The following is a 12,825-nucleotide window of genomic DNA, read 5'->3' as shown; positions in this document are numbered from 1 at the left end:
AGTCAGTGTTTTTGAAAGGTCGGCGGGCTTCTCCACCCGGATTGGGGCATTAATCAGGTCAGCGGCCGGACATCCGGAATTTTTTTGCGGCGGCGGCGTAGCCACCACACTCCGAACAGATCCAGCACACCGACCAGCGCCCTGTCAAAGATCCCGTATTTAGACGTTCCATGGCGCCGCTGCCGGTCCTGAACGTCGATATGGGTGACACCGTAACCCTCGCGGATAACGAGTGCGGGCAAGAACCGGTGCCAACTGTCGAAGTACGGCAGTTGCAGGAACACTTCCCGGCGCAGGGCCTTCAGGCCGCAACCGCTGTCGCGAGTGTTATCCCGCAAGATCGCGCCGCGCAGCTTGTTGGCAAACTTCGACGCATAGCGCTTGGCCAGGCTGGCCTTGCGGCCAAGCCTTTGCCCGGCGGCAAGAGCAACTGCCGGGCCGGCAGCGTCGAGAGCGTCCAAAAGCGCTGGAATATAGGCGGGGTTGTTTTCGCCATCGCCGTCTATGGTCGCGACGACGTCGCCCCTCGCGTTCAAAAGACCGGTACGCACCGCGCAGCTCTGGCCACAAGACTTCTCATGCCTGACCGGCCGCAGCCAGTCATGGGTTGCCGCGTAATCCTGCAACACGATATCCGTACCGTCGGACGAGCCATCATCGATGACGATGACCTCGAAACGCCTGCCCTGCAATGCTGCCTCGATTTCATCCAGCAGGATGGGCAGGTTTTCCGCTTCGTCCTTTGCGGGAACCACGACCGTGACAGCGAGCGCGCCCTTGCTGGCCGCAACAGCTTCCAGATAGCTTTGTGTCATGCGCTTGTCCGTTCTGTCGTGTCTGCCGCAGGGGCCTCGGCTTCCACACGGTCGGCGCCACGCTGGCCGCGCAGAACCTGCCAGACAGCCCGCACACAGGCCTTGGCAGACAGGACATTCATGTTGGGTACAATCTTTCCGGAGGAAGACAGGTGAAAGCCGATCCGCCGCCGGGCCATGGCACGAACCGTGAAAAAGGTGAACGTCATCCCCAATAGCGTGCCTGCGATGACGTCGCTGGGGTAATGCGCCCCGACCATGACGCGGCTGAACGCAAGCCAGAAGCCCGCAACAATGATCAGCCACCGGTAGGCCGGGAAAATAAAGGCCAGCGCAGTTGCAAGTGCAGCGACAGTGGTCGAATGACCAGAGGGGAAACTGGTGAAGGTGCCGTCGAAGGCCAAAAAGTCGAAGCGGACCGGACCAACTTCCTCGTAAAGCTTGGGACGCGCCCGGCCGAGCGACCACTTGAATGCAATGGCCAGAAGCCCCGTCGCGGCGACTGAATAAAAGATGAAGGCCGCATAAGTGAACACTGCGCCGATTGCCATGCGCAGGCGGAATGCGTAGCGCCCGGCATCCAGCGCCAGCAGAAACAGGCAGCATAGACCGGTAGAAACGAGGATCCAGTCGGCCTTGCCGATATCGGTAAAGGTTCGGAAGGCGGCCCGGTATTCGCCCGGGAGCGAGCGCAGCCAAGGATAGGTCGGAACATCGAACGCAACGACTGCAATGCCAACCGTCAACAAGAGGACTGCGAGGATATCCTGCGGCCGCTGCCCGGGAGGAAGCGGATCCCTGTTGTGGCGCGCACGTTCCCTGCGACCGGAAAACAGTATTGCAGCCCGCCGAGAATTCCCGCGCATGCGCGCCAGAACATGCCAGACAAATTTACTGCTGTTGCTCATTGCCGTCTTCTGAAACCGTCGTCGGCACGGACTTCTCATAAAGCCCGATATCGACATCGTCCCCGCCATTGATATTGAGGCCGTCTACCCTTTTTACAGCCTCCGGCACAAGACCAATCTCCTTTGCGGCGGCCAAAAACGCGGCTTCTTCCCGGCTTTCTATTGCCGCGATACGGCAGGTAGCTGGATTCGCGGCTTCATCGGCAGCAAGAAAGGCGGCGGCATCCTGCGCGGAAACGATCTTTGTCGTCGTGCCTTCCAGGAATATGAAACTGGGTTCGTGAAAACCGGTGGTCACGACCAGACGGTTCGACTTGTCTGCGCAACCGGGGATTTCGTCCATGGCCGCGACAAGGCGCGGACTGACCCAGATCGGCGTAAGAGCTGGGCCGACAAAGCCCCAAAACCCGATGCTGACGCAGATCGCTGTCAGACAGATGGCGGGGAAAGCATAGAGTGCCGGTCCTCGCAGAACCCGGGATGCTGCTGCAATCGCAAAAACAGCTCCCACTGCAAGCAGAACGGCTCCGGGAGGTGACGGCCAGACACCCAGGGCAAAAGGACCGGCAAACGCGGCGACGGCCAACCCCAACGCAGGCACCGCCAGCAACACTGCCGCTACCCAACGCAGCCACGTTCTTGTCGTGGCGCCAGCCCCCTCCATCAGCGCAGCAGCAACGGGCAATGCGAGCGCAGGCAGCAGCGGCATCGTGTAATGCGGAAGCTTCGTTGCAACCAGTTCGAACACGATCCAGCTTGGGACGAACCAAGCAACGGCAAACGTCACCAGCGGACTTTTTCGTTCATGCCAGATGAGCGGCAAGGCAATCAGGAAGAATGCAGGCAAAGGCCAGAATATGCCGAACATCGCCCCGAGATGGGTAAGCGGGGGTGCTCCATGACCTTCCTGACCCTGCCCGACCTTGCCAAGGAGGTCCTTGCCGATGGCTTCAGTGAAGAACGTTCCGTCCGTCGCGATCCAGATTGCCACGAACCAGGGTGAGACGAGCAGCACGAACCACAGCAGACCCGCGATTGGCGCCGTTCCCTTGAACCATGCAGCTTTCCGTTTCATGGCCATGAGGCCAACAACCGTAAGGCCAATCACCATGGGTCCAACCGGCCCCTTGATGAGCACACTGCCCGCAAGTGCAGTCCAGAACAGGAACCCAAGACCCCATAGCCGCTTGTCCGGATCCTTCAACCAGACCCGCGCCAGGGCACCTTGCGCTATTATGATCATTGCAAACAGCGCGGCATCGGTTTTTGCCAGTCGCGCCTCGACGCCGACAATGATCGCCAGCGCCACGAAACCTGCCGCCAACAGCGCACCGGCAGGCCCCATGAATGCTCGTGCAAGCCAGAAGGTTGCCAGAACGCTGATTATCGAGGCTATGACGGAAGGCAGTCGATAAGCCCAAAGCGGCGCGTCCGCCCCCTGCCCTGTCAGCTTTACGGCAGCTGCCTGAAACCAATAGATCCCGACTGGCTTTTTGTGTCGTGCCTGATCCTGAAAACGAATGTCGATGTAATCGTTCGTTTCCAGCATCTGCTTGGTTGCCTGGGTAAAACGCGGTTCGTCCCTGTCCAGCGGAGGTACCGTCCATTGACCTGGTACGAACAAGGCAAGCGACAGAAGCAGCAGAAGGAACGGGGCTGTGATGTCGTGGCCGAAGATATGCAACCAGACCGGCTTCCGAACCGGGGCAGCCGACGGGCTGTCCACGTTGTCCTTGCGTTCGGAATTCCCGGCTGCCTTGCCTGCCGCCTCGGGCTTCTGATCGTCGCGCGTGTCCGACATCAACTTTCTTGTCCAGTTCCTGCGTCCGGTGTCCTGCGCCCGGTGTCCTGCGTCTGGGCGGTCGCCCCTGCCCGCCCGTTTCTGAACGCTTCTCCTACATGAGCTTTTCAAAAAGGGAAACTAGTGCTTGCCCTCTTCGAACGCACGGTTATCGTCCGGGCAGATGATCCACCTGACGAGTCACAAGGTTTTCCATGACATTGATTGCTCATATGACGGACCTGCATTTGCGTCCGCGAGGTTTGCCCTGCTATCGCGTTTCGGACACCAATATGCTCGCCGAGCGCGCGATCAAGTCGCTGCAGAATCTCACCCCGAAACCTGATGCTCTCGTTATAACCGGCGATATAACCGACAGAAACGATCCTAGGGAATACGCGCTCGCCCGCTCCATCCTCTCGCGCGTCGACATGCCTGTCTATCTTGTGCCCGGGAACCACGACGGCACAGATGTCATGCGCCGCGAGCTCGGCAGCTTTCCAGGTCTTTCAGGCAGCCTTGAAGACAAGATCTGCTATACGGCGGACATCGGTGACATCCGCCTGATTGCTCTGGACACCCATATTCCGGGTGATCCGCGTGGTCGGCTCGGTCAGGCACAGCTTGACTGGCTCGACAGCCGGCTGCGCGAAAGCGCCAAGACAACGCTAATCGCCCTCCACCACCCGCCTGCACTTTCCGGGATCCGACACATGGACGACATCGGACTTGTGGATGCCGATGCGCTTGCAGAAGTTGTTTCGCCACACCGGCATGTTGCGCGCTTCCTGTGCGGTCATCTTCACCGTCCGATCATCGCGAGCTTTGCCGGAAAGGTGATGACGCTTGCTCCCAGCACCGGTCACCAGGTCGTCCTCGACCTGACGGAAGACGGCCCTGCCATGTTCAACTTCGAACCCGCAGCCTATTTTCTCCACTATCATTCGCCGAAAACCGGAGTGGTGTCTCATATGGCCTACGTGGAAGCGTATCCTGGCCCGTACCATTTCTTCGCCGATGAAGGCGTCGTCTGGCCGGGAGATGAAACCTGATGTCCGTAACCGCCCTGCCCAAACGCTTCTTGGCGCTGTTGCTGCTTGGCCTTTTCGCGGCCTCACTCAGCGCCTGCGGCGCCTTGCCGGGAAAAAGCGACCTTGAAGACAAGACAGTGCTTACAGACCAGCCGGTCGACAAGGCACAGATGCTATCGATGATAAACGCCTACCGGCAGCAAAAAGGCTTGCCCGCTTTGCGCCACGACCCGGAACTGGATGTCGTTTCCCAAAAGATGGCACGCCATATCGCCGAGCGCGACAGTATGGACACCTGGGCTCACAGTGCCTTCGGTCTGTCACAACGGCTCGACAAGGCAGGATACGCAAATTACGCAGGCGCGGAAAACCTGGGTGCGGGATACGCTGATCTGGCAGCGGCCTTCCGTGGCTGGCAAGGCTCAGAAGGCCACAACAAGAACCTTCTCAACCCCTACGTGACACGGGTAGGTATTGCCAGAACAAACCGCAACAATGGCAAATGGCGCAATTTCTGGGTGATGACACTGTCCCGCCCTTATGCGGACGGCCGACCGACCGTCCGATAACAAGGCACCTGGAAAAAGGGCGGAGCCAAGCTCCGCCAAAAGGCTTCTTCCAGAGATCGAATGACCCAGTTGTCATCCGGACGCCTCGCAAACAAAACATGAATGCACGGCTCATATTTTATTAAGGCCGGCGCATCAGCCTGTCAATCGTTCAAAAGGGAAATGGTCGGGCGGCAAATTCTGCTTCGGACGCGGGAATGTCTCGCAAACCACGCTCTACAACCCCGTCGAACAACCTTTTTTTGCCGAACCTTGGCTCCCAACTGCAAAGCTCGGGGGACAACAGCTTGATGCAGGGAATTGCAAGGTCTTGGCGGGTCGCATCAAACTCCCAAAGGCTGATCTCGCGGTCGAAACAGCCCTGAAGCAGGCTTTCAAAAGTCGAGGTCTTCTCCAGAACCTCAGGACGCGTGGCAACCGCACCCTGCAACGGCAGATCTTCGAAAATCACGCGCTCTCTGGCATACGCCAGCTGCCTGGGTAGAGACCTCAGCGCTTCTTTTGCGCCGTGACTGGCGGGATAGGATTTGTCCATCAGAGAGAGCGCGTTTTCCGATTGCAACATTTCCTGAATTGCACTGGTGCAGGCCTGTGCGGTGTCCCAGCCGGCGGATGATCCAAACGCACTCCCCCGGCCGTAAACGTCATGAGAGACACAAATCACCACCTGGACCGGCAGGTCCGTGTCGACGTGCAAGAGCTCCCATTCCCGCGGCTGGTCATCGAGATATTGGACCAGATCTGGAGGGAGCATTTCCCTCACATAGCCTTCAGGTAGAGAAGTTATCCCCAGGCGGTTGTACCAGGCCTGCGCAACTGCATCACGCTCTACAAGCTCAAGAAGCGCGCGCGCGCGCGCTCCCTCAAGGTCATGCCAGACAGCGCATCCTACGCTCGAAGCAAAGGGCAAACGTAAGCCCGTAACCTCATCGGCTTCGTTAAACAAAATTCCCAAACTAAGGCACTGCGCCTCTTCATCAGTCTGCAGATTCCGCAACCGGACACGCCTGTCTGAAAGAGATGACCAGTCTGAAGAGTTGACGCGTGAAAGATCCCACCCGAGACGGAGCCTGCCGAGAGCGACACTTGCCTGGGCTTCACTCAATCCAAGCAATCGACCGAAATCTACCTGAGGTTGTTTTTTGTCGTAATTGAAAATCCTATTGTCACTAATCCCGATACTACAAAGGGTTAGCCTTTCGGAAAGCTCTCCAATACAACTAATGGCTGCAGTTGATACGATATCCCCCTGTCCCCCGGCAGGAATTGGTGCCCCAGCAGCAGGTACTTCTTTTGCATCAGGTTCAGATGACTTGAGCAACCCCGTGCAAAAATGCACCGGGCATCCGGGGCGTGTCATCGGGACCAGTCTTGGGGAGAATGACGAGAGCAGCTTCAGGAAAAGACGAAGGTCCGGCTCCAGCAAGCGCACACGATCTCCCTCAACGCCCGGCTCCACCGATATCAGGCCCAAACGCGACAGGTCCGCAAGCACGTCGCCCGCAAATCCACTTTCAACGATCATAGAAGAGACACCGCCGCCAACAGTGAGGAAGCACGACGGCTGCTTATGTTTTGATATGGCAATTTACTTCGCCTCACCCTGCAATTGCACACAACGTAGATTAACAAAACTGCCATTGAGCGAGCTCATTCCTTCGTTCTACATTCTATTCGAAAGCAGTCGATCAGTAGTAAACAGTCTCAATACATAACTATTTACTAAAGTTTGACCTAATTTCAAAAAACCAGGTGACCATCCCACCACCAGGCAGGACACATTGCAACTCAACCTATCGGAGGCTCATAATGCACGCTGACACAACTTCCCGGACTGAACTGGAAATTGGCGCGAAACTTGGCGCGATCATTCAGAACGCCACAGCACGTGAGCGGCTGGTTGCCAACCCGGCTGAAGTCCTGGCTGAAGTTGGCATCGACTCCGATCCCGCAATCTTCGCCGACACTGCTGACCTCGTCCACCTCATCATCCCGGCAGAAATAGATGCAGCGCGCGTTGCTGCTGGCGATGAAAGCTATTTCGAAGAACTCGGTAAAGCTGCGCTCGGGACATGCTTTTACGACGACCTGCCGGAATAACTTTTTCTAGGCGACACGTTCCCAAACCCGACAAAATCGTCGTGCGGCGTTTCATTTGGCATTGCCAGATCCGCCGCAGACACACTTCCATTCCCTTCAGACAATTATGGTCGGTTGTTGGATGGTTTGCGAACACCTCAATAGATCTTTGAGTTAGACTATTCTGAATTGACAGGAAGGTGGAAAGCCATGGCGAGATTTCCATATTACAGGAGAAACACAGCAGACCTAGGACGCCTTTTGGCGAAGGCGAATTTAAATCCAGATTTTGCAGAAAAGCTAAAAAGCGACCCCCGATCTGTGCTGGCAGAACTCGGATTGCCTGCCCAAACAACAGAATTGATCGACTTCAAGGTTGTTGACGAGCGTGATTGCTACAAAGCTCGTGTTCTGCCGTTCAAACTCAATCCAGCTAAGCTGTCCTCTGCGGATGTCTCATATGTCACTAGTGTTGCGAAACTCTTGAGCTAGGTTAATCTGGCTTGTTGAACAACACCCTTTGGACCAACTGAGCGCCCCGATCAAAATTTGCCCGAACACGCGCATCCTGGAAAAAATTGATGCGCTGGCGCCACTGCTCAGGTTGAACATTAAGGTTATCGTTAGGCAACAAGAAATGATTTCGTTTCTCGTTGAAACTCTCCAGAATAGTGATTGCCTCACCTTCTCTTCCTGAGCAAACAAGTGCTGCTACGCGTGTCGTCAGGCAACCAAGACTGCTTCCCGTACCCCGTTCAATTTGAACGATGGCGTTTTCGTAGTCCTCAGCAGCAAAAAAGATATTTGCAAGGTATTCGTAGAACACCCTGGGCACGAAAGAGAACAAGCGGAACGCGCGCTCGGCCGTTTCGCGGGCTTCGTTGACATCTCCCGAAAGTGCAAGTCCTTCTGCCACCGACATGAGGTTAGCGGGATCGGAAGAGCTGAGGCGCCCCGCGTTTTGGAAGGCGCGTTTTGCTTCTTCAGGCATATTGGAAAGAATTAAGGACCAACCGTAAACTCGCTGATTCACAGCTTGCCAAGGATCCAGTACGATTGCACGCTCTGCCATATCAAGCAGACTGCTCATTCCCTCCGAAGACGTTCTGTCATTAAGGGGATAATGCAACTCTTGCTTCATAATTATTGATGCCTTCCCGGCATAAATCATGGAGAAGGTTTTATTCGTCTGCTCCAGCTCGTTCAGCAGACGCATAGCTTTTTCATCGGATTGCGGCGTAAAATCCCAAAGTAGTGCCTCGGCCTGACACCAACGCGCGAATGCCGACGTATTGGCAGGGTTCCTCAAGCGACCTGTAGCGTGACCATGAATTCGACCGACAATCTGACTAGCTGCAGGGACGATGCCTTCCCAAAGCGTTAGGTCAACAATCTCATTAAAGACAATCTGCCCGTTTGTACGATCTTCGAATTGTACAACAATTTTCCCAGAACGTTCGTCATGCCTAAACCGAAGCAGATAAGCCCCCAATTCATGACCTTCGACAAGGGTTGGTTTCGGGGTATTCTCGTCGCCGAAATATTCGGATTCAAATAAATCGAATGATCTAAAGGACGATAGGCCTGACACGATTTCTTCTCTGAGGTGAACTGCGTCGCTCAGTCCTTTCTTCAGGAGCGATGAAGATACAATCGAAATTTCAGGCAGCCTTACAACTTCGTCGCTGTTTGAAAGTCCTCCCCCGATTGGACCTAATGCTTCCTGGCGCTTGAAGAGCTCTTCCCCAGTAGCCTCAACCTCGACCTCGCTAAGCAGTTTCCGAGTCTCGTCATCAGGCTCAGCGTCCAGATGAAGGTGCATTTCCCGTTCGCATGACCGGAATTGCTGTTCGGCACGTTCTCGCTGTCCCAGCTTCATGTAGAGACGAATAAGAACGCGATGGGCCGCTTCAAACGCGGGATCGAGCTTCAGGACAAAACGCGCCCCGGCCTCTGCCTGCACACCCCCGTCTTCCGTGGATATCCTGTTCAGATGCTTGAAGGCGGCGCTGATGAGTTCTGAGCGCACCCGTTCACGCTCGACCGTCAGCCACTCGGAAAATTCAGAATCGATATCGTCGTAGCCGGTCAGAAACTCGCCGCGCCACAGTTCCCCCGCATTGCGGAAATCCGCTGCCTGCCCACGTTCCAGGAGCGTATTCATGGCCATGAGATCAGACGCAAACGCCGATGGGTCGAGTTGAATGTGACCTGGCGCTGAGCGCACTACATCGATGCCGGCCGTTTCCTCGGCGCTCTTCAACTGGCGCAATGCCTGACGCAAGGATTGCATCGCCTTGTGGCGGTCCGTCCCGCTCCAAAGCAAATCCGCCAGTGCTTCCCGGGGCGACGCCATACCGCTCATGCGGCTCAGATAGCCCATGATCGCCAGAGCCTTGCGGGTTTTGACCGCCACAGGTTCCTGGTCGCTATCAAGGAGCAAAGGCCGCCCAAGGCATGCAAAGCAGGACGCGATTGCCATCAATTCCCCGTAATTGAAATGCACGCTTCAGCCGTCGCCTTCGCGCAACCGCGAATATCACGCAACCTGAAACACAACAGCACCTTATCACGCTCATTTCACGCTGCAACAGCATGCTTTAATCGGATGGTCACAGCAGCGACGCTGCAATCGGCAAATCAAATACTGGTGGGTAGTAAAATGTCTAAGACCGTTAGCAAATCGGACCGCACTGAACTCGAGCAGGAGCCTGCAATCGAGGCGATCAAGCGCATGATCCGCTACACGAAAAAAGAATCGGACAAGGACGGCCGTACGTTCTGTTCCTATTTCCTGGATATGGCTCTTCAGTCCCTGGAAGATGGTTCCGAGGACGTGGACATGATCCTGAAAACAAAGATCACGCCGCTCATGGTTGGCCAGAAGGTGGAATCGGGAAAGTCCGAGACGCTCTGACCTTCAGGCGAATCGCGGTCTAGAAACACCGCCGTGCTCCTATATTGCAGGGGCCGGCGGTTTTTGTTTTTTGCAGGCTTTTTCCAAGTACCCGACTTGAACGTCCAGTTTAGGACATCTGCACGGCAGGAAGCCTTTCCACGCAAGGTAGAGGCATCGAAGATCAGTTTTTTTCAAAAAAATCAAGGAGATGGCGACTCCGGCAGGATTCGAACCTGCGACCATTCGCTTAGAAGGCGAGTGCTCTATCCAGCTGAGCTACGGAGCCAATTTCTCAGGAACGCAAGCTGTTCCCAGATGAGACTATCAGGCAGTATCTCTGAGGCCTGCCAGACGTTCATGCAAATTTGGATCGAGACCAAACGTCCGGAGGCAACCCGATCCGGCGATCGCCTCCACTGCCCTAATGCGTCAAAAACCCGGCTCGTGTCGATTCGAATTCTGCGCTTTCAACAGACAATCCGAACTCTTACCGAACAGGTCAGAAGAGCCGAACGTTCTTGTTCAGTGGGTCCAGGGCGCAGACCGGTTGAATTTGAAATTGTCCGCATAGGCAGACCCGCGCACTTTGCGTTCCTGGGCTTTCTCAACCCTGTGCGGAATGCCATGGCGCTTCGCATATGCGACAGCTTCTTCTGAAGTCTCGAAATAGAGCCGGATTTGCTGCTTCATGTCGGAAGACGACGTGTAGCCCATCAAAGGTTCGACGGACTTGGCGACCTCCGGCTCGTAATCCAGCACCCATCTCTGGGTTTTCGCCTTGCCTGACTGCATGGCGGTTTTCGCCGGACGGTAGATACGCGCAACCATGTGACAGTGCCCTCAAGTCTGAATATGTGAGATGCAATTCCTTACAGCAGCTTTTTCCCGCCTTTGCCGCCGGTGTCAACACCGATATTGGCCACATCCCGCAATCTTCGGTTCATCGACGACTCATTTAACAGCACAAGTATGTATTAACGGTGTTGGTGGAGAGGCGATTTATGACATTCACGTAACATGACACGGAGGCGCAACTCATGCTATTAACTACCCTAACGTGAACTTGTCTGGAAGACGCCGATTTTCGGAACGCAGTGCAGGTTCGAAAAATACAGAATCGCAGGGCCGGACAGCCTGAAAGGGCCGATCCAAAGATCAAAACGATAAGGCTTTGACATGCATTACGAATTTCTGAAAAGACTGGAAGGCTATGTTCCAGAACATGTTCGGCCGGTTACCAGAGCGCCGGAAAAAATTGCGCCGGTCGAACTGAAAGCGGCGATCGACGACGCCAATCTCACTGAAATGTGGGACATGATCCTGACGCTGGACTATTCGGTATCCGATCCCACCGATCTGTCACCGGAAAAACGCGACGAATTCCTGAATGTCATGTCGCTGTTGTTGAAAGCCTTCGACCGGTAGAAATGGTTATTGGCAAACGGCCAAACATGTGCGGTGTCCCTGGTCGATTTTTGCCGGATGGAACAAATCAAAACATGAGAGAGGACCGTGCTAACACGCCCTGATACTCATTTTTCGGAACTCGGCACACAGGCCATTGAAAAAGGGCTTGCCGACCCGGCTGTGTCTGCGTTCTACGACAGCATCATGTCGACCGATGCGGTTCAGATCCAGCAATGCCTGAAACCGTTCCTGCCTCATTTGAGCCTTTGCTCGGACAAGATGCCCGGCAACGCTCCTCCTCCGATCTTCTATGTCGGTAAGGAAAGTGGGCAGCGACACCTGTTCGGCGAAGACTGGGCAAGCCCGGCGACACCCGCTTGCGGTCTGCGCACACCTGATCCGGACCTGGAGAAGGCTTCGGCGGAAGGTTATCGCAAGGCATTGGAAGGCACGCCTTATTACGGCTACGCCCACACGAAAATTCAGGTCAATGGCGAATTCTATGAAGTTGCGTTCGAGCGGTTGATCGTCGCCGTACGGCCTTCCTTGCAATCCGATCTTCGCTTCTGCGCCTACCTGGGTGTCATTCAGGATCTTCAGCGGACGTCCTGAGGATAAGTTTTACAAGGCCGTGTAGATCGCTTCTGGTGGCATAGACCAGCCAGTCATCCGGCCTGATATGTCCAGGCGCAATCTCCCAATGCGTTCCGCGTGGCACGAACCTGCGGTAACCGACCCGGATGCCAAAGCCTTTTTCTGCGCTTTTTGCAGCCATCAGGCCATAGAGATAATCCGGCGACCACTTCAATAGTGAGAGCAGAAACCCCAACTGGGTTAAAGGCTCGGCAAGGCCCTGCCCCCGGATGTCCCGTCTCAGCCAGAGATTGCCGTGATAAACGATACGCCCGCGCATGAAATAGGCGTCATGCGCGTGCTCTGTCCCGAAGCGAACCTGAGGGTTTGGATCGACAAACATCCTGCGTTGCTGCTGATGCCAGTGCTCGGCAAGGCTCCTGTCTTTCAGGTCTTCCACCTTTGCAGCTTGCACAGACACGACGTTACCATGGCTGTTGACGGCCCCTACCCAGAACGCGGTCGTCCCGTGCAGGTCGAAAAACCGCGGTGAAAAATCTTCCATCAGGTATTTGTCTTCGGTGCTCCGGACGGTCTTTTCGAAAAGCCCAAAATCCGCGCTTTCCTTCAGAGAAAGCCCGGCCTTTTCAATTCTGGACTGCAGCACGGCTATCGCCGCCGATACATCCAGCGTCGCCTGGTCGTCAGGATCCGGTATCATCAGCCCCATCCGGCGCGGCCTGCATGCCGTCGCAAGCGGCGTC

Annotated in this window: 14 protein-coding genes and 1 tRNA gene; 7 read left to right on the top strand and 8 right to left on the bottom strand. The window is 55.7% G+C overall.

The window, feature by feature from the left end; translation table 11 throughout:
- Positions 1 to 53 precede the first annotated feature (53 nt).
- Genes J7447_RS07410 through J7447_RS07400 form a run of 3 tightly spaced genes read right to left on the bottom strand, consistent with a single transcriptional unit; the run spans position 54 to position 3,524 of the window.
- Positions 54 to 815 carry a glycosyltransferase family 2 protein gene (locus J7447_RS07410; RefSeq protein WP_022998820.1) on the bottom strand — a complete coding sequence of 254 codons (762 nt, stop codon included), beginning with the start codon at positions 813 to 815 and terminating at the stop codon, positions 54 to 56.
- The gene (locus J7447_RS07405) at positions 812 to 1,723 is read right to left on the bottom strand and encodes a phosphatase PAP2 family protein (protein ID WP_062488857.1); all 912 of its coding nucleotides are present in this window, start codon (positions 1,721 to 1,723) and stop codon (positions 812 to 814) included. Before J7447_RS07405 ends, J7447_RS07410 begins: the two co-directional genes overlap by 4 nt.
- A complete protein-coding gene (locus tag J7447_RS07400) occupies positions 1,707 to 3,524 on the bottom strand; it encodes a glycosyltransferase family 39 protein (RefSeq protein WP_209169189.1) in 1,818 nt (605 codons plus the stop codon). The genes J7447_RS07405 and J7447_RS07400 overlap by 17 nt, the downstream gene beginning before the upstream one ends.
- A gap of 194 nt (positions 3,525 to 3,718) precedes the next feature.
- Here J7447_RS07400 and J7447_RS07395 point away from each other — a divergent pair, with 194 nt between their 5' ends.
- Together J7447_RS07395 and J7447_RS07390 are read left to right on the top strand one after the other, a co-directional pair.
- Positions 3,719 to 4,555, top strand: a complete 837-nt coding sequence (locus J7447_RS07395) for a phosphodiesterase (RefSeq protein WP_055654057.1) — start codon at positions 3,719 to 3,721, stop codon at positions 4,553 to 4,555.
- On the top strand, positions 4,555 to 5,103 hold the full coding sequence (locus tag J7447_RS07390; RefSeq protein ID WP_209169188.1) for a CAP domain-containing protein: 549 nt from the start codon (positions 4,555 to 4,557) through the stop codon (positions 5,101 to 5,103). Before J7447_RS07395 ends, J7447_RS07390 begins: the two co-directional genes overlap by 1 nt.
- Positions 5,104 to 5,254: 151 nt before the next feature.
- Here J7447_RS07390 and J7447_RS07385 read toward each other — a convergent pair whose 3' ends face one another.
- Positions 5,255 to 6,628, bottom strand: coding sequence for a YcaO-like family protein (locus J7447_RS07385; protein ID WP_209169187.1), 1,374 nt, complete (start codon positions 6,626 to 6,628; stop codon positions 5,255 to 5,257).
- Between the two features lie 284 nt (positions 6,629 to 6,912).
- Between J7447_RS07385 and J7447_RS07380 the strand changes: the two genes are divergently transcribed.
- Together J7447_RS07380 and J7447_RS07375 are read left to right on the top strand one after the other, a co-directional pair.
- The gene (locus tag J7447_RS07380) at positions 6,913 to 7,203 is read left to right on the top strand and encodes a hypothetical protein (protein ID WP_209169186.1); all 291 of its coding nucleotides are present in this window, start codon (positions 6,913 to 6,915) and stop codon (positions 7,201 to 7,203) included.
- Between the two features lie 189 nt (positions 7,204 to 7,392).
- Positions 7,393 to 7,674 (top strand): hypothetical protein, encoded by a 282-nt coding sequence (locus J7447_RS07375; RefSeq protein ID WP_168686929.1) that lies wholly within the window; start codon positions 7,393 to 7,395, stop codon positions 7,672 to 7,674.
- 1 nt (position 7,675) lies between these two features.
- Here the strand turns inward: J7447_RS07375 and J7447_RS07370 are convergent, their stop codons facing one another.
- A complete protein-coding gene (locus J7447_RS07370) occupies positions 7,676 to 9,664 on the bottom strand; it encodes a BTAD domain-containing putative transcriptional regulator (protein WP_209169185.1) in 1,989 nt (662 codons plus the stop codon).
- A gap of 180 nt (positions 9,665 to 9,844) precedes the next feature.
- Between J7447_RS07370 and J7447_RS07365 the strand changes: the two genes are divergently transcribed.
- On the top strand, positions 9,845 to 10,099 hold the full coding sequence (locus J7447_RS07365) for a hypothetical protein (RefSeq protein WP_022998829.1): 255 nt from the start codon (positions 9,845 to 9,847) through the stop codon (positions 10,097 to 10,099).
- Positions 10,100 to 10,290: 191 nt separating this feature from the next.
- Here the strand turns inward: J7447_RS07365 and J7447_RS07360 are convergent.
- Positions 10,291 to 10,367: transfer RNA gene (locus tag J7447_RS07360), tRNA-Arg, on the bottom strand.
- Positions 10,368 to 10,603: 236 nt separating this feature from the next.
- Positions 10,604 to 10,909: an ETC complex I subunit gene (locus tag J7447_RS07355; protein WP_022998830.1), complete on the bottom strand. Its 306-nt coding sequence runs from the start codon at positions 10,907 to 10,909 to the stop codon at positions 10,604 to 10,606.
- 348 nt (positions 10,910 to 11,257) lie between these two features.
- Here J7447_RS07355 and J7447_RS07350 point away from each other — a divergent pair, with 348 nt between their 5' ends.
- Both J7447_RS07350 and J7447_RS07345 read left to right on the top strand, forming a co-directional pair.
- A complete protein-coding gene (locus J7447_RS07350; RefSeq protein WP_055654038.1) occupies positions 11,258 to 11,506 on the top strand; it encodes a hypothetical protein in 249 nt (82 codons plus the stop codon).
- 87 nt (positions 11,507 to 11,593) lie between these two features.
- A complete protein-coding gene (locus J7447_RS07345) occupies positions 11,594 to 12,100 on the top strand; it encodes a hypothetical protein (RefSeq protein ID WP_077292969.1) in 507 nt (168 codons plus the stop codon).
- On the opposite strand, the gene J7447_RS07340 is transcribed toward J7447_RS07345, so the two are convergent.
- Positions 12,072 to 12,782, bottom strand: a complete 711-nt coding sequence (locus J7447_RS07340; protein ID WP_209169184.1) for a hypothetical protein — start codon at positions 12,780 to 12,782, stop codon at positions 12,072 to 12,074. The genes J7447_RS07345 and J7447_RS07340 overlap by 29 nt on opposite strands.
- Positions 12,783 to 12,825: the final 43 nt, after the last annotated feature.

This window comes from Labrenzia sp. R5_0 (genome assembly GCF_017743835.1).
Lineage (GTDB): Bacteria > Pseudomonadota > Alphaproteobacteria > Rhizobiales > Stappiaceae > Roseibium > Roseibium algicola.
Note: the sequence above shows the minus strand (reverse complement) of the source record. Positions and strands in the feature narration are given on the sequence as shown.